At 72.1% G+C, this 17,124-nt stretch carries 10 protein-coding genes; 3 read left to right on the forward strand and 7 right to left on the reverse strand.

Features of this window, described 5'->3' with window-relative positions:
* Nucleotides 1–51: 51 nt before the first annotated feature.
* The 6 genes from ACZ7GX_RS14760 to ACZ7GX_RS14785 form a co-directional block, all read right to left on the reverse strand.
* Nucleotides 52–621, reverse strand: coding sequence for a hypothetical protein (locus ACZ7GX_RS14760; RefSeq protein ID WP_498776712.1), 570 nt, complete (start codon nt 619–621; stop codon nt 52–54).
* A 30-nt stretch (nt 622–651) separates the two neighbouring features.
* Nucleotides 652–2,223, reverse strand: a complete 1,572-nt coding sequence (locus ACZ7GX_RS14765) for an OmpH family outer membrane protein (RefSeq protein WP_498776714.1) — start codon at nt 2,221–2,223, stop codon at nt 652–654.
* A gap of 78 nt (nt 2,224–2,301) precedes the next feature.
* On the reverse strand, nt 2,302–5,937 hold the full coding sequence (locus ACZ7GX_RS14770; RefSeq protein ID WP_498776716.1) for a tetratricopeptide repeat protein: 3,636 nt from the start codon (nt 5,935–5,937) through the stop codon (nt 2,302–2,304).
* 507 nt (nt 5,938–6,444) lie between these two features.
* Nucleotides 6,445–9,183 carry a PKD domain-containing protein gene (locus ACZ7GX_RS14775; protein WP_498776718.1) on the reverse strand — a complete coding sequence of 913 codons (2,739 nt, stop codon included), beginning with the start codon at nt 9,181–9,183 and terminating at the stop codon, nt 6,445–6,447.
* A gap of 161 nt (nt 9,184–9,344) precedes the next feature.
* Entirely contained in the window at nt 9,345–11,054 is a 1,710-nt protein-coding gene (locus ACZ7GX_RS14780; protein ID WP_498776720.1) for an IlvD/Edd family dehydratase, read from the reverse strand.
* A gap of 207 nt (nt 11,055–11,261) precedes the next feature.
* The gene (locus ACZ7GX_RS14785; RefSeq protein ID WP_498776722.1) at nt 11,262–11,903 is read right to left on the reverse strand and encodes a response regulator; all 642 of its coding nucleotides are present in this window, start codon (nt 11,901–11,903) and stop codon (nt 11,262–11,264) included.
* Between the two features lie 116 nt (nt 11,904–12,019).
* Between ACZ7GX_RS14785 and ACZ7GX_RS14790 the strand changes: the two genes are divergently transcribed.
* A complete protein-coding gene (locus ACZ7GX_RS14790) occupies nt 12,020–14,944 on the forward strand; it encodes an AfsR/SARP family transcriptional regulator (protein WP_498776724.1) in 2,925 nt (974 codons plus the stop codon).
* A 46-nt stretch (nt 14,945–14,990) separates the two neighbouring features.
* On the opposite strand, the gene ACZ7GX_RS14795 is transcribed toward ACZ7GX_RS14790, so the two are convergent.
* Nucleotides 14,991–15,203, reverse strand: a complete 213-nt coding sequence (locus tag ACZ7GX_RS14795; RefSeq protein WP_498776726.1) for a hypothetical protein — start codon at nt 15,201–15,203, stop codon at nt 14,991–14,993.
* A 465-nt stretch (nt 15,204–15,668) separates the two neighbouring features.
* Here ACZ7GX_RS14795 and ACZ7GX_RS14800 point away from each other — a divergent pair, with 465 nt between their 5' ends.
* Together ACZ7GX_RS14800 and ACZ7GX_RS14805 are read left to right on the forward strand one after the other, a co-directional pair.
* A complete protein-coding gene (locus ACZ7GX_RS14800) occupies nt 15,669–16,784 on the forward strand; it encodes a phytanoyl-CoA dioxygenase family protein (protein ID WP_498776728.1) in 1,116 nt (371 codons plus the stop codon).
* A 129-nt stretch (nt 16,785–16,913) separates the two neighbouring features.
* The gene (locus ACZ7GX_RS14805; protein ID WP_498776730.1) at nt 16,914–17,063 is read left to right on the forward strand and encodes a hypothetical protein; all 150 of its coding nucleotides are present in this window, start codon (nt 16,914–16,916) and stop codon (nt 17,061–17,063) included.
* The last annotated feature ends 61 nt before the right edge of the window (nt 17,064–17,124 follow it).

Below are 17,124 nucleotides of genomic sequence, written 5' to 3' on the forward strand. Positions count from 1 at the left end.
ACTACCTCCAACGACGGAATGTGTTGTGTTTTCCCGCGAACGTGCTCACCGTCAGACCTTGAACAGGTAGACGTCCATGCTCAGCGCGTCCGGTGAGCCCAGGCTGATGAACGACCGGTACACGGTCGAGTCGAAGACGAAGCCCTGCGCGCCCAGCTCGCCGAGCACGCCGTTGACCCGGTCGGCGATCGCCAGGCCGCGCGTGACGTTCGCGCCCTGGCTCGACCCGCCGGTGCCGCCGAAGGTCATCACCAGGCCGGCCCGGCGTCCCGCGAGCCGCGGGTCCGCCCGGACGCGGTCGCGCAACCCCTGCGCCGTCCCCGCGTCGCCGCCCAGGAGCGCCGCCGCGTCGATCGGCAGTTCGAGCTTGACCGGGTCGAGTTCGAGCGCGGGCCCGGTGGGCCGGCTCGGCGTGGTGGTGGTCGTCGTGGTCGGTGGCGTGGTGGTGGTCGTGGTCGGTTCGGCCTGGGCGCCCGGGGGCAGCGGCGGCGCGGCGGTCACGGCCACGATGAACGCGAGCGCGAGCGCGAGCATGAGGTCGGCGAAGAGCCAGCCGATGGAGCCGAAGACGGCGTTGCCCGGATCGCGTTCCGCGCGACGCCTACCGGTCGAGGTCCGCACGCCGGTTCACCGCCTCGTTCCTCGGATCGGTCATGCGCCACCACCTCGCCGGAACAACAGCCGCCGCCACGCGCCCCGCCGGGCGGGGCTCGCCGCCGCCGCGTTCGCCAGCTGGGTGGCCGCGCCCCGCAAGGCGCCCGTGGTCGTCGCCAGCGTGCTCGTGGTCGTCGCCAGCGCGCTCATGGTCTTCGCCAGCTCGCTCGTGGTGACGGACAGCCCGGCGTCGACGTCGGCGATGCGCTTGCCCGCCAGGACGACGTCGCCGGTCAGCGTTTCCAGGTCGCCGCGCATCCGGTCGGCCAGGAGGGTGGCCACCTCGCTCAGCGCGGTGGCCGCGCTCTTGATGTCGGTCGAGTGCTGCGCCACCGTGGCGACCAGGTCGGTCTGCGATCGCTTGATGTGCTCCAGCTGCTGGTCGATCGCCTTCGCGGCCTCGGCGTGCGAGCTGGACGCGGAGGCGATCACCGCGGCCGACCCGGACAGCCCGGTCACCTCGGTGGCCAGCTCGGTCGCGGCGGCCCGGTAGACTTGGTGGTCGGCCCGGTAGTCCTTCAACGACTCGCGGAACCCGTCGAACAACGGCGTCATCTGCTGCTCGACGAGCTGCCGGTTGTCCGTCACCGCCTGCCGCAGGACGAGCAGCGCCTCCTGCGTGGTCCTGGCGATGAACTGGGTGTTGTCCTCCCGGACCGCGCTCAGGGTGTCGCGGACCTCCTTGGCCAGGCCGGCGACCAGCGTCTCGGCTTGCTGCTGGAGCCCGGCCATCTGCTCCTGCGCCCGCTGCTGGAGCCCGGCGACCTGGTCCTGCGCCTGCTGCTGGAGCCTCGCCATCTCCTCCCGCGCGTCCGCGGAGAGCTTGCGGTTCGTCTCGGCGAGGTCCTTGGTCTCGCTGATCGCGGTGGTGATCGTCTCCTGCGTCGTGCGCAGCGCGTCCTGCGTCTTCGCCAGGATCTCCTGCGCCGTCTGCGCCCATTCCCGGGCGGTCACCGGCGGCTGCACGACGTCCTCCGCGATGGCGGCGGCGAGCGCGTCCATCGCGTCGTCCAGCCGGCCGTCGAGGTCGGCCAGCACGCGGCTCGACGTGGTCTCGGCCCGGTGCGCCCGGACCGTCAACCACAGGATCGCCAGGATCAGGACGACGGTGGTGAGCGCCGTCTCGGTGAACGTGAGGATGAACCCGCCGCCGAACCGGGTCTGCCAGAGTGACAGGAACGGTTGCGCCGCCAAGTCCGGGTCGGCGGTGAGCTGCCGCTGGTAGAGGAGGCTGGCCCAGCCGAGGAGGAGCCAGGTGATCACCAGCGGCAGCAGCGCCGTGCCGTTGCGCAGGCTCGTGATCCGGCGGATCTCGTGGTGCTGGAGGTCCTCGAGCTGGTCGAGCCGGTGCTCGCGCTCGACCAGTCGTTCCAGCGCCGGGAAGTCCCGCAGCGCCGCCGCCCGGTTCGCCACGACGAGCCGTTCGGCGTCGTCCCTCGCGCCGCGCTTGCGCAACTCCGCGTGGACCTCCCGCAATCTCTCCGCGGCGGTCTCGCCGTGCGGTCCGAGGCCCGCTACGGCCGAGAACGGCTCGGCGGCCGAGGGCTCCTCAACTGGCTCACCCGTCATGCGGGCTCCTCCTGGGCAGGGTGGGTAAGTCGGTCCTCGTCACGGGCGGGGCCGCGGGACGGGGGATCGTGTCGTGGGTCATGGGCCCCACCGGGGTGGGGTCGGGTCGGGCGGACCGAGGAAGTCGCGCAGGTCGCGGATCGTCACGTGGTCCGGGTCCAGGTTCTTCTGCGCGATGGTCAGCGCGCGTTCGGCCAGTGCGATCGCGTCCGCCTCACGTCCGCGGGCCCGACAACTCGCGGCGAGGTTGAACAGCGGCAGGAGCAGGTCCACGTGGTCGGCGCCGAGCGCCCTCTCGCTGATCTCCAGCGCGCGGGTCTCGACCGGGATGGACGCTCCCGGATCGTCGTCCAGGAAGTGCAGGTTGCCGAGCGTGGTGAGCTCCTGGGCGACGTCGAGCGAATCCGGCCCGGATTCCGCCTCGACGAGGCGCACGACCCGCCGGACCAGCGGGATGGCCCGGCGGTAGTCATCGAGCTCGCGGTAGGTGGTGACGAGTTCGCGCAGCGGGCTCACGAGGTCACGGTGGTCCTCGCCGAACGCGGCCTCCGCGATCTCCAGCGCCCGGCGTCCCGTCACCGCGGCCGCCGCGTAGTCCGCCACGTTGCGCTGGGTGATCGCGAGTTCCTCCAGGCGTGACACCAGTTCGGGGCTGCGGCTGCCGTGCATCGCCTCGGCCACGGTCAACGCGTGCAGCGCCAACGGCAGCGCGTTGTCGTACCGGCTGAGCGCCCGGTAAGTGGCCGCGAGGTTGTCCAGCCGGAGCAGCAGGATCCGCTGGTCGAGCTCGGCGGTCGGGTGGTCGGTGAGCAGGCGCCTGGTGATCTCCAGCGAACGCGTCTCCGCCGCCACGGCCTCCTCGTAGCGGCCGAGCTCGTAGCAGGCGTGGCCGAGGCCGGTGAGGTAGTAGGCGGCGGCGATGTCCTCACCGTGCTCGGTGGTGCTGATGCCCACCGCCCGCCGGTACGACCTCGCGGCCAGGTCGAACTGCTCGGCGTCCTGGTGGGCGTCGGCGACCGCCTCCAGCCACGGCAGGGTCTCCGGGGCGTCCCGGCCGTGCTCGAACTCGACGATCTCCAGCGCGCGCCGCAGCAGCGGCACCGCGTCGCCCGGTCGACCGGTCCTGCTGTAGGTCGTGGCGATCTCGCGCAGTTGCAGGGCCACGTCGGGGTGGTAGGCGTGCAGCACGTTCTGGGTGATCTCCAGCGCCTGCCACCGCGTGCCGACCGCGTCGTCCAGGTTGGCCAGGTCCGCGTGCGCGTCGGCCAGGTCGGACAGCACCCGGGCCAGCCCGAGGTGCCGTTCCCCGTAGGTGTGCCGCATGATCTGCGCCGCCCGGTTGAGCAGCGGCACGGCCTCCTCGGCCCGGCCGAGCTTCTGGTAGCCGGAGGCCAGGCCGCGCAACCGGTGCGCGACGTCGCGGTGGTCGCGGCCGAAGTGGGTCTGGGTGATGACGAGCGCCCGCTTGAGCAGCGGCACCGCCTCGGCCGCGAGCCCGAGTTGCAGGTAGCTGTGCCCCAGGTTGGCCAGCAGCGTGGCGACGTCCGGGTGGTCGGGTCCGCGTCGGGCCTCCAGCAGGTCCAGTGCCTGCCGGTCCAGCCGGGCGGCCTCTTCGGCGCGGTCGAGCTGGCGGTAGGTGTTGGCGATGTCGCCGAGCCGGAACGCCATGTCGGGGTGGTCTTCCCCGACCGACTTCCGGGTGATCTCCAGGGCCTGTTCCTCGAGTTCGAGCTCCTTCTCGTACTCGTTCATCTCGCCGTACACCGAACCGAGCTCGGCGAGGAAGAACGCGAGGTCCGGGTGCTCCGGCCGCAACCGCTCCTTGCTGATCTCGTGGGCGCGCTGGGCCAGTGCCAGCGCCTCGTTGGTCCGACCCAGCTCCCGGTAGCTCGACGACAGGCCGCACATCCGGTACGCCACGAAGATGTGGTCGGAGCCGTACGCGCTCTCCTCGATGGCCAGCGCCTCTTCGAGCAGCGGCACCGCCTCGCGGGTCTGCCCGAGTTCCCGGAAGAAGCCCGCGAGGCTCGCCTTGCACCCGGCGAGGAACGGGTCGGTCGGGCCGAGCCCCGCCTGGGCGATCCGCAGCGCGCGTTCGGCCAGCGGCACCGCTTCCGGGATGCGGCCGAGGTGGCTGTAGCTGGTGGCCAGGTTGTTCAACCTGGTCGCGACGTCGAGGTGGCTCGGCCCGAGGCGCTGGGTCGTGATGGCGAGGGCTCGTTCCTCCAGGCCGATGCTCTCCTCGGCCCGGCCCAACGAGCAGTAGGCCGCGCCGAGGTTGCCGAGCAACGTCGCCATCTCGGGGTCGTCCGGCGCGAGGGTGGCCTCGCCGATGCGCATGGCCAGCGTCGCGAAGCGCTCGGTCGCCGTGTACATCCCCTGCGCCGCGGCGAACAGCCCCGCCTGGTTGAACAACGTGCGCAGAGGCGCGTCCCGGTTGTCACCGCCGATGTCGTCGGCCAGCGCGTGCACGTGCGGTAAGAGGCGCCACCACAGCCGCCAGCCGTCCACGTTCGTGCTCGGGTCCTCCGGGATCTGCCGCTCCAGCAGGTCGATCGCCTCGGTCGCCGCGGGCGCGAGTCCCGAATCCGTGGGCGGCACGTCCTTCTGACCCACGCGCAGGATCGTCTGGACGAGTCGGTGGATGCTGATGGAGTCGGCGGTCAGGGTGATCATGCTGTAGGACGCGAGGTGCCCGAGGATCCGGTTCGCCGCGAGTTCGTCACCGGCCAGGAGGTTCGTGACCAGGCTGCGCGGAATGTCGTCCGGCCCGAGCCAGGCGAGCACGTTCAGCACATCGACCGCTTTCGGGACCGGCCCGTCGCGCAGGGCGGCGAGCGTGATGTCCCAGGTTCGGGTGACGGCTTGTTCCTGGCTGATTTCCGGGCTGGTCTCGGCCAGGAGTTCGTACGGCTGCGCGGCGAGCAGGGAAGCGTAGTCGGCGATGGAGACGTGGTGGTACCTGATGTAGGCGCCGGCCTGTTCCAACGCCAGCGGCAGGAACCCGAGCGCCTCGGCGACCGACGCCGCGGCGCGTTCGTCGGACTGTTGGGACCGCTCGCACAGCAGCGTTATCGCGGAAGTGCGGCTGAGCACTCCCAGGCGCACCGGGCGGAGCCCGCGTTTCGTCCAGTCGAGATCTCGACGGGTGGTGACGAGGACGTGGCTCCGGTCCGCGGCGACGAGGAGTTTGTTGATGTCCTCCGGGTTCTCGACGTTGTCGAGGATCAGCAGCCAGTCGTCGTGCTCCTGCAACCAGTTCAGCGCCCAGTCGGCCCTGAACTCCAGCGGCGTGCTGCCGAGCACGGGGGCCAGCCTCGACGCCATCGCGGCGAGCGCCGACGTGATGTTCTCCGGCGTGTCCGCGGTGATCCACCAGACGCACGAGTACAGGTCCCGCTGGTGGAACGCGTACTGCAGGGCCAGCTCGCTCTTGCCGACACCGCCCATCCCGGCGACGCTCTGCCCGATGACCCCGTTGCCCGAGGCCATCGCCAAGCCCAGCTCGCCGAGCGACTGGCGGCGTCCGACGAACACGTCCGACGGGCGGCGCGGCAGGTTCCACAACCGATTCGGCGCGATATCGCGGGGCGACGGGACGTTGTTCGGGAGCGTGATGTGGTAGTTCTGCGCATTGTCACCGGACGAGACGATGCTGCCCTGGATCCGCTGCGACGCGATCGAGCGCTCACCCCGGGCAAAAGGATTCGTCACCGATGGATCACTTCCTCCTCGTGCCCAGGAGGTGACCGGACGCCAATCCGCAAGACCGCTCACCCGTCGAATCGCGATACCCGGCCCTCGAACACGCGTGGGCCACCGCTCGTCTCCGCATCACGATGACCGTACCCCCTTGCCGACACCACTCCATCCCGATCGGGTACATGTCGTCGTGCGCCGACCAGTGCGATGAACACTCGGGTTTCCCGACCCCGTCCGACCTCCGGTGATGACGGCTCCGGGATCATCCATCCCCTGAGTCGGCCACTACCCCGGATTTGTTACCCGCCAAAATCGGGGTTCGAGGTCTCGCCGTTTCCGGGTGCGGCGGCTATCGGGCTTGTCCGCAAAACTCGGGGTCGACCACGGTCGTCCGGGAATCGATTGCCCGGCCGGGGAGCGGGTCTTTCGGCATTTCGCCGACGACCACCGTGCCGCCCCGGTGGAGTCGAGGGCGGCGCGGTGGTCGTCACGGCCGGTTGGCCCGGGTCGTGCGGGGCGTCAGTTCTGGTAGAAGTAGCCGGTCACGTCGACCACGAGGTCGACGGTGCCGTCGCTCCCGTTGTGGAACGCCGTCCTCGAGTGCTCGGTGACCGCGAGGTTGTTGGTCACGGCGCCCGAGGTGAAGTTCAGGGTGGCGGCGTCCGGGGGAGTGGGGATCGCGCCCGGGAAGTAGGCGGTGAGGTAGCCACCGCGCTGCGGGTTGACGACCTTCGCGTTGAACATCACCGCGCTGGGGACGAAGTTGAACGACGGAGCGTTGTGGTCGAAGGTGTACTCGGTGGTCGATCGTCCCGGCAGCGCGCCGGTGCGACCGCCGACGCCGGTGCGGGTGTCGACCGCGCGGCGCGGTGACAAGGGCAGCAGGAAGCTCCTGCCCCCCGAGGAGAAGTAGCCGACGACGTCGACGACGAGGTCCGTGGTCGCGTTCGGGTGGAACGTGACGTGGCCGTCGGCGCCGATGGGGACGATCACGGAGTTCGTGGCGGTCTGGCCGGCCGCGTAGTTGAGGTTGGAGGTCTGCGGGTTGGCCGTGCCGGTGGGGAAGGCCGTCAGGTGGCCCGACGCGCGCGGGTTGACCACCGTGATGTTGAGCAGGGCCGCGGTCGCGTAGTCGGGCACCGTGCCGTACACGTGGGCGATCCGGTGGCTGAACGACTCGCCGGCGGCGATCGGCCGGGGCGACGTCATCCCGATGCCGGTGCGGGTGTCGAGCAGCCGGGACGGGTAGACGGTGGTGAAGCCCTCGGCCGTCGCGCCCTTGGTGAAGTAGCCGGCGACGTCGGCGATCAGGTCGACGGAGCCCGGGCTGCCGTTGTACAGGTCGACGTGGCCGCCGCCGACCGCGACGGTCGTCAGCCCGGGCACGGTCACGCCGGCCCGGAAGTCCACCACGGACGCGGTGGGCCTGGCCTGCCCGGCCGGGTGGGCGGTGAGGTGCCCGTCGGCCGTCGCGCTGGTGACGGTGAGGTTCACCGTCACCGCCGTCACGTCCGCCGGGATCCCGTGGCGGCCGCCGATCGCGAGCCGCACGGTGCCGTACGGCGCGACCTTCTGGGCCGGGGCGCCGACCCCGCTCCTGGTGTCCAGGAACCGGGTCGGTCCGTGCTTGACGTAACCCGAGCCGAGCGTGGTGAACGTGGTCGACGTCGTCGCGGTGTTGCCGGCGGCGTCGGTGACGGTGGCCCGGACCTGGTACGTGCCGGGGAGGTCGTACCGGTGGCTGCCCGTGCCGCCGACGGTTGCGGTGTCGCCGTCACCGAAGTCGAACTCGGTACTGGCGATGTTCCACGGGTTGTCGCCCGGGTCCACGGTGAAGTGCCCGGTCAGGACGCCCGAGCTGCTCGCGGTCAGGCGGGGGGTCAACGTGCCGCCGGCCGGCACGACCTTGAGCGACCAGGACCGACTCGTGGTCAGGCGGGACTCGCTGGAGGCGGTCACGCGGATGGTGTAGGTGCCGGTCGCGTTGTAGGCGTGCGACGCCGAGCACGGCGACACGGACGTCGTCGTGCCGTCCCCGAAGTCGACCGCGCAGGTGACGGGCGATCCCCACTCGGAGCGGACCGTGCCGCTGAAGTCGACCACACCACCGACCGGCGCCTGCGACGCGGACACCTTCATGGACGTGTCGACGAACCGGTCCTGCTGCTCCTGCGCGCCGCGGTCGAGGTAGGAGACCGCACCCGTCCCCGTATCGGGAACCCGCGGGTTGTCCACCCTGGGGCCGTTGGCGGCGTCGACCACGCCGGGCGCGTCCGCGTTGCCGGAGTCGACGGCGGGCGTGCCCTCGTCCGGGTCCGTCTTCAGGTCGTGCGCGCCCTGCCCGGTGGCGGCGTGCAGCTCGGCGGGGTCGTGGTGGACGACGCCTGCCCACCGGTACACGTTGACCCACAGGTACGCGATGTTGTAGTCGAGCGTGACCCCGGGCGCCGCCGCGCTGTCGACCTCGATCGTGTGCACCGGTCCCCGCGGGCAGTAGCTGCTGACCGAGGAGGACAGCACCTCCGAGATGATGTTGTTCTGGATCGAGGAGCCGGTGGTCGCGCCGGTGATCACGATCCCGCGGTGGCACGAGTCGCGGAAGGTGTTGCCGGTGACGGCGACGGCGTCGACGTTCTCGGCGATCACGCCGAAGTTGCCGAGCTCGGTGATCGTGTTGCCGGTGACCGTGAGGCTGGCGCCGCCGTCGGCGTACACGGCCCGGCCGCGCGTGCCGAAGTTCGTGCGGCTGACCGTGACCGCGGTGGACCCGCCCGTGACGCGCACCGCGTGGGCGCCGCCGTAGGGGTTCGCGTCCGGGCGCAGCGAGCCGCGGTCGAGCGTGACTCGGGCAGCGCCGTCGATCAGGACGGCGTCGACGACCGTGGCGCCGTGGATGGTCATGCCGCGCAGCGTCACGTCGTGCGCGCCGCGGACGGTGATCGTCGGCGTGGTGCCGCCCGCCGGGCGCCGCACGGCCCCGCCCTGGAACACGATCGGCGCGTCGGCGGTCCCGGACCGGGTGATCGTCACGCTCTCGTCCTGCGTGCCGGTGATGTCGACGACCTGGCCGGGCTCGACCACGTCGGCCGCCGCCTGCACCGTGCAGAACGGCGTGGCCGCGCTGCCGTCACCGCTGTCGCTGCACGTCGCGACGTCGTTCACGTACAGCGTCGTGGCCGCGGCCTGCGCCGCCGGTGTCGTCACCACCCCGGCGAGGACCACGAATGCCGCTGCTGCGGCGATGTTCGGCAAGCGCACGGTGTCTCCTCGGAACGCGCGACGGGCGGTGCGGTAGTTCTACCGCGAAACCGCCGCCGAGGATGACGAGTTGACCGAACGGGCCGCCGCCCGTCCCGCTCGCCGGTGCGACAGGGGGATCGGGCGCGGTCGGCCGGCGATCACGGCGGCCGACGTCGTGCTCAGTGCGACTCGCGGCTGACCTCCGAGCCGCTGGAGCCGAGGAGGAAGTCGAGGTCCGCGCCGGTGTCGGCTTGCAGGACGTGGTCGACGTAGAGCCGTTCCCAACCGCGGCGGGGGTTGGCGAACCCGGCGACGGTCGCCGCGTTCGGCGTGCGGGCGGCGAGCTCGTCGTCGGACACCTCGACGTCGATGCGGCGGGCCTCGACGTCCAGGCTGATCACGTCGCCGGTGCGCACGAGGGCGAGCGGTCCGCCCGCGGCGGCCTCGGGGGCGACGTGGAGGACGACGGTGCCGTAGGCGGTGCCGGACATGCGGCCGTCGCAGACGCGGACCATGTCGCGCACGCCCTGCTCCAGCAACTTCTTGGGCAGCGGCATGTTGGAGACCTCCGGCATGCCGGGGTAGCCCTTGGGCCCGCAGCCGCGCAGCACGAGCACGGAGTCGGCGGTCACGTCGAGGTCGGGGTCGTCGATGCGGGCGTGGAAGTCCTCGACGGAGTCGAACACGACGGCCGGGCCCCGGTGCCGGAGCAGGTGGGGCGAGGCGGCGGCGGGCTTGACGAGCGCGCCGCGCGGGGCGAGGTTGCCGCGCAGCACGGCGATGCCGCCGTGCTCGACCAGCGGCGTCGCCCGGGTGCGGATGACCTCGGGGTCCCAGATCGGCGCGTCGTCCAGGTAGTCCACCAGCGGTCGGCCGGTGACCGTGAGCGCGTCGGGGTCGAGCAGGTCGCGGACCTCGCGCAGCACGGCGAGCAGGCCGCCGGCGCGGTGGAAGTCGTCCATCAGGAACCGACCGGCGGGCAGCAGGTCGACCAGCACCGGCACGTCGGAGCCGATCCGGTCGAAGTCGTCCAGCGCCAGGTCGATCCCGAGGCGGCCGGCGATGGCCAGCAGGTGGACCACGGCGTTGGTCGAGCCGCCGATCGCGGCCAGGGCGACGATGGCGTTGTGGAAGGACGCCTTGGTGAGCAGGGCACCGGGCCGCCGGTCGGCGGTGACCAGCTCCACGGCCAGCCGGCCGGTGGCGTGGGCGGCTTCCAGCAGTCGGCTGTCCGGGGCCGGGGTGCCCGCCACGCCGGGGATCACGGCGCCCAGGGCTTCGGCGACCAGCGCCATGGTGGAGGCGGTGCCCATGGTGTTGCAGTGGCCCCGGCTGCGGATCATCGCCGACTCCGACCGGATGAACTGCTCGTTGGACAGCGAGCCCGCGCGGACCTCCTCCGACAGCCGCCACACGTCGGTGCCGCACCCCAGCGGGACGCCGCGGAACGTGCCGGTCAGCATCGGCCCGCCGGGCACGACCACGGCGGGCAGGTCGACCGAGGCGGCGGCCATGAGCAGCGACGGGATGGTCTTGTCGCAACCGCCGAGCAGCACCACGCCGTCGATCGGGTTGGCCCGGAGCATCTCCTCGGTGGCCATCGCGGCCATGTTGCGCCACAGCATCGCGGTGGGGCGGACCTGCGTCTCGCCCAGCGACACCACGGGCAGCTCCAGCGGGATGCCACCGGCCTCGTAGATGCCGTTGCGCACCGACGCCGCGACCTCCGTCAGGTGCGCGTTGCACGGCGTCAGGTCCGAGGCGGTGTTGGCGATGGCGATCTGCGGGCGGTCGAACGCGTCGTCCGGCACGCCGCGGCGCATCCAGGCGCGGTGGATGTAGGCGTTGCGATGATCTCCCGCGTACCACTGGGCGCTCCGGAGCGTCACGTGCGACCGCCTTCCGACTACCGGCGCGATGGCCTGATCCGTGGAATGCGATGAACCCTACCCGCTGCGGGCACCGGCAGGGCCAGGTGAAATCCGGCCCGGTCCACCCGCGCGGCGCCGGCCGGCGGTGACCACTGTCCACTTCGGACAGTGAGGTGCACTCCGCCGACCTGCGCCTCGACGTCTCCCGGCGCAGCGGTGCGTGCCTCAAGCGGTGAGCTCGTCGATGGAGATCAAGCCGTCGTCGAGCACCCTGGTCACCAGGTCGCTCTTGGTGCGCGCGTGGCGGCCCGCGTTCGCGTACTTCGTCCGCACCCGCTGGATGTAGGTGTCCACGGTCTTCACGCTGAGGTAGAGCCGGGCCGCCACCAGCTGCTTGGACGGCGAGGCGAACCAGGCGCGCAGCACCTCCAGCTCACGGGGTGTGAGCTTCGGCCGCGTGGCGGAGTCGGCCGGCGCCGCGCCGCTCGTCGCCGGGCTCAGGTAGGTCCGGCCCGCTGCGGCGGCCCGGATCGCGGGCACGAGGCGGTCCGCGCCCTCGCACTTGGGCACGTACGCGTGCACACCGAGGGCCATGCACCGCTCGGCGGCTCCGCGGTCCACGTGCTGCGCGTACACGACCACCCGCCGGCCGACCTCGACGAGCCGCCGCAGCGCGGTGGCCCCCTGGCTGCCGGGCGCCTCGACGTCGAGGATCACCACGTCGGCCGCCGCGCCCGGCCCGGTCCACGCCCCGGCGAGGCTGCCGCCCGTGTCGAGCAGCTCGATCGGTGGATCCGCCTGCGCACACCACTGCCCGACACCCGCGACGATCGCCGCGTGGTCGTCGACGATTACCGCCGTCGTCACCGCTCCCCCTCGCCGTCACCCCGCCCTGACGGTGAGCTTGTCGGGTCGACCTCTCCGATCGATATCGGTTGATCATGAACGACCACTATCCTGTGGTCGGCGGCTTGGGGGGCGCGATGGAGTTTCGTCTACTCGGACCGCTCGAGGTCGTCGACGGCGGGACGACGGTGCGAGTGGGCGGTCTGCGGCAGCGGACGCTGCTGGGTGTCCTGCTGCTGCACCGCGGCCGGGTGGTCCCGCTGGAACGGCTGGTGGACGCGGTGTGGGACACCGATCCGCCGTCGTCGGCCCGGGACCAGGTCCGCAACAGCGTGTGGGCGCTGCGCAAGGCGCTCGGCGACGCGCCGGGCCGGGTCGTGGTCACCGAGGACGCCGGCTACCGGCTGGACACCGACGGGCACGTCGTGGACGCGGACCGGTTCGAGGCAGGCGTGCGCGCGGCCAGGTCCGGGGCCGAACGGGGCAACCTCGAGCAGGCGAGCGCGGTGCTGCGCACGGCACTGGACCTGTGGCGCGGGCCCGTGCTGGCCGGCCTGCGCGCCGGGCTGGTGCGCGACCTGGCGACCGGGCTGGACGAGCGACGGCTCCTCGCGCTGGAGGAACGCCTGGAGCTCGACCTGGCCCTGGGCCGACACGGCGAGCTGGTCGGCGAGCTCACCGAGCTCGTCGCCGAGCACCCCGGGCGGATGCGGGTCGTCGGCCAGCTGATGCGCGCCCTGAACGGCGCGGGCCGCTCCGCCGACGCGCTGACCGCCTACCAACGGGCCAAGCGGCACCTCGCCGACGAGCTCGGCCTCGACCCGCCCGCCGAGCTGCGGGAGCTGGAGGCCGCCATCCTGCGGGACGACCCGGAGCCGGTCCCGCCGCGCCCGGGGCTCCGGGCCGCCGACGTGCCGCCGCGTGGCCGCGCCGTGCCCAGGACGCTGCCGTACGACGTGCCGGACTTCACCGGCCGACCCGCCGAGCTGCAACGGCTGCTCGGCCTGGGCGCGGCGGCGCGGACGGTGGTGATCTCGACCGTCGAGGGCATGGCCGGCGTGGGGAAGACCGCGCTGGCCGTGCACGCCGCGCACGCGCTCGCCGACCGGTTCCCCGACGGCCAGCTCTTCGTCGACCTGAACGGCTTCACCCCCGACCGGGTCCCGACCAGCCCCGAGGACGCCCTGGCGGTGCTGCTGAGCACGCTGGGCGTGCCCCGCGACCGGATACCGTCCTCCGTCGACGAGCGGGTCGCGATGTGGCGCACCGAGGTCGCGGACCGGCGGCTGCTCCTGGTCCTCGACAACGCCGCTGACGCCAAGCAGGTCGCGCCGCTGATCCCCGGCAGCCCCGGTTGCCTGGTGCTCGTCACGAGCCGCCGCCGGTTGACCAACCTCGACGGCAGCATCCCCGTCGAGCTGGACGTGCTGCCGGAGGAGGAGGCGGTGGCCCTGGTCGTCGCCATCCTGGGCGCGGCGCGGGTCGACGACGAACCGGAGGCCGTCGCGGAGCTGGTCGGGCTGTGCGGGCGCCTGCCGCTCGCGATCCGCATCGTCTCGGCCCACCTGCAACGTCGCCCGCGGTGGACCATCCGGTCCCTGACCGAGCGGATGGCCGGCGAGAAGCGCAGGCTCACCGCGCTCGCCGCGGCCGCCGACCACGGGGTGACGACCGCGTTCGCGCTGTCGTACCGGGCGCTGGCCCCGGACCACCGACGGGTGTTCCGGCTGCTCGGGCTGCACCCCGGTGCGGACATCGACTCGTACGCGGTCGCCGCGCTGGCGGGCCTCGACGTCGACGTGGCCGACGCCGTGCTGGAGCAGCTCGCCGACGAGTACCTGCTCCAGCAGTCCAGCCCCGGTCGCTACACGTTCCACGACCTCCTCCGCGCACACGCCCGCGCGTGCGCGGAGGACGAAGAGCCGGCGGCGGCCCGGCACGAGGCGCTCACCCGGCTCTTCGACCACTTCCGCCACACCGCCGCGGAGGCGGTGAACCTGCTCGACCCGCACGACCGGGACCGCAGGCCGCGCACCGAGGACCCCGGCGCCGCTCCGTTGCCGTTCGGGCACGACGTCGCGGCGGCCCGCCGTTGGCTCGACCGGGAGACCCCGAACCTGCTGTCCGTCGCCGCCCAGGACGACCGGCCCGCCCACACCTGCGACCTGTCCCTGATCCTCTGGCGCCACCTCGAACAACAAGCGCGGCACCGGGAAGCCGAGGCACTGCACACCCACGCCGTCGCCTCCGCACGTGCCGCGGCCGACCCTCTCGCCGAGGCGGGCGCCACCCGCAACCTCGGCCGCACCCAGTGGTACCTGGGCGACCTCTCACGCGCGGCGCAGCTGTTCGAACGTGCCCTGGCCCTGTTCGACCACGTCGAGAACCCGCTGCTCACCGTGACCGTGCTCAACGACCTGGCGACCACCGTGTTCCAGCTGGGGCGGCACGACGAGGCGATCGAGCACTGCGAGCGCGCGCTGGCCATCTGCGCGGGCACCGACGACCCCACGGGCGAGATGCAAGTGCTGATGACCCTGGGCAACGGCGAATCACTGCGGGGCGACGACGAGGCGTCGAGCCGCTACCTCCACCAGGCGCTGCGGCTCGCCCACGCCGTCGGCAACCGGAACATCGAGGCCCGTGCCCGGCTGAACATCGGTGACATGTACGCGGGCACGGGCTTTCCCGACGTGGCGAAGACCTACCTCGAACACGCGTTGGAGCTGTACCGGGAGATCGGCAACCGCGAGGGCGAAGCGGTCGCCCTGGCCAACCTCGGCAGCGTCCACACGCGGCTCGGGGACGAGCGACGGGCGACGGCGTACCTCGACCAGGCGCTGACCTTCTTCCAGCAGAACGGCGACCGGCGCTGGCAGAGCGAGACGCTGCGGGAGATCGGCACCCTGCACGCGCGAGCGGGGCGGCACGAGCAGGCCGACCGGTACTACGGCGAAGCCCTGGACCTCGTGCGGCGGATCGGCAACCGGTCCGCGGAGGCGGACATCCTCGACCGCCTGCGCGAGAACGCCCTCGCCCGCAGCGCCAGGGCGACCGAGTGAGGCGCCACCGCCGGCCGCCGTCCAAGGGCTCAGGACGTCGCGACCGTCACCACCACGGGAAGCCCCACTTCCGGCCCTGAGTCCCCATTTCGGCTTCCCCCGCCCAGTCGACACCCGCCTGCGACACCTCGGTCACGACGTCCGTGCCACCGCCCGACACCTCGCTGTCGTAGCCCAGCGCGAGCGCCGGCGACGCCGCGCCGAGCGCCATCGCCGCGGCCATGACCGCAACCACCACTGTTCGGTTCCGCACCTTCATCCGAATCCTCCCTGCCAGTCCGTGCCCGCCGGTCAAGGCGAGACGCTCGACCTCGGTTCGCAGACTACGAACGTCGGCGCCGACCCGCTGTCAGGCGAACACCTGACACGTGCCGCCACGTCGGTGTGCCACGTGGGCGCGGGCGTGTGCCACGCGCACGCCGAACGTGTGGGTGGCCGGTGGCCGGGATCGACGCCGTCCCAACGGATCCGTCGGCCGGCGAGGGAGGTTTGTCGGGCGTTCGCCTGACAATCCGACCAGTGGCGGGCCTTTAGCGTGACGATCAGTCGCACGCACCATGTGAATGTTCGCCGGAATAACGCAACGCACCTCTGGTCCTTCGTCGCAGCGATGAAGTCGGACACCTCCAACCACACCGTGGCGGTCGTCGGTCACCGGAAACGCGTCGATCGCCCGCGGTCAAGCGCGGACGGACCGGAAATTGCCTGCCGGAAGGGTTGTTACATGACGACAGCACCAGTGAGGCAGCCGTCGGGACTCCCGCGTGGTCTGACCGCGGAAGCGCCGCTGCGCGATCTCACGGAAGACGAGATCGCCACTTTCGAGCGGGACGGCGTCATCCTCGCGAAAGGGCTCTTCCAGGACTCGTGGGTCGCGCACGTCGGCGACGCGATCGACCGGATGATCGAGCACCCCACGCCGTACGGCGAGCTGCTCTCCCGCGGCAAGGGTTTGTACACGGACCTGTTCATGTGGAAGTACAGCGAGGCGTTCCGCGATTTCGCCTACTACTCACCGGCGGCACGCATCGCCGCGCAGGCGGCGCGGTCGAGCCGGATCAACTTCCTCGTCGACCAGATGTTCAAGAAGGACCCGGGGTGTGACATCCCGACGAGCTGGCACACCGATTCCATCGCGTGGCCGGTGGCCGGCGAGAAGCTGGTCAACATCTGGCTGGCCTGCGACCACGCCACCACGGAGAACAGCGCCATCCAGTTCATCCGGGGGTCGCACCGGTGGCCGACGGCGCGGTCGGCGCGCGCGTCCGGCGAGCTCGACGACGCCCGCGTCGCCGAGGCGCTGGCCAAGCTGGGGTGGAAGCCGACCGAGCCGATGACGTTGGACGGGCTCGAAGAGCCGTTGACCGTGCCGGCGGTGACCCGGGCCGCGTTCCGCGGCGTGCACCGGCGCGTCGAGGAGGAGATGACGCACGCGCCGCTGCCGGGCGGGCTCCGCGGGCTGGTGGAGATCGAGCCGAACCGGGACCGGCTCCCGATCGTGGGCTGGGACGTCGAGCCCGGTGACGCCCTGATCTTCCACCTGGGGATCCTGCACTACTCCACGGGGACGAGCGGCACGGGCGGCGCGCGTCGCGCCCTCGCCACGCGCTGGCTGGGCGACGACGTCCGGTACGCGCCGACGACCGGGTCCCTCCCGACCTTCTGGGAGCACGGGCTGCGGCCGGGTGACCGGTTCGGCGGCCCCCTGCACCCGCAGATCCTGCCCGAGGTCGTGCCCGGTGAGGGCGACGCGCGCTTCCGGCAGGTCGAGGAGGCCGACCCGCACATCGGGTTGGCGGACTTGAAGGTCCGCCTCGCCCTGGAGGAAGGCGCCTCCTGAGCCGGATTCCGGTCCGAGCCGGGTTCCGGTCCGCCGCGCCCGCGAGAGGCGCACCACGAACGCCGGCGCCGTGAGCCAGCCGACGGCGCCGGGGAATGGAACGCACGACCACGCCGGAATGGAGGATCGATGAACAACGACGAAGTCACCGCGGTGAAGTCCGCGACCGCGACGGCGAACGAGCCGAGCACGCCGTTCGCGTTGGAGTCGCACGAGGAGCAGCTCCTCGAGGAATTCGGGACGCTGCTGTCGGCTGAGTACAACTACCAGATGGTGTAGCCGCAGGGTTTCGGTGGGGCCGTGCGCGGCCCCACCGGAACCGTGCTGCGCCTCGTCGACA

This window comes from Actinosynnema sp. NPDC037264, assembly GCF_055603705.1.

What these genes read in the sequence shown, in the direction of transcription:
- ACZ7GX_RS14765 (WP_498776714.1), bottom strand. Translation starts at nt 2,223, where the DNA reads ATGACGGGTGAGCCAGTTGAGGAGCCCTCGGCCGCCGAGCCGTTCTCG.
- ACZ7GX_RS14790 (WP_498776724.1), top strand. Translation starts at nt 12,020, where the DNA reads ATGGAGTTTCGTCTACTCGGACCGCTCGAGGTCGTCGACGGCGGGACG.
- ACZ7GX_RS14795 (WP_498776726.1), bottom strand. Translation starts at nt 15,203, where the DNA reads ATGAAGGTGCGGAACCGAACAGTGGTGGTTGCGGTCATGGCCGCGGCG.
- ACZ7GX_RS14800 (WP_498776728.1), top strand. Translation starts at nt 15,669, where the DNA reads ATGACGACAGCACCAGTGAGGCAGCCGTCGGGACTCCCGCGTGGTCTG.
- ACZ7GX_RS14805 (WP_498776730.1), top strand. Translation starts at nt 16,914, where the DNA reads ATGAACAACGACGAAGTCACCGCGGTGAAGTCCGCGACCGCGACGGCG.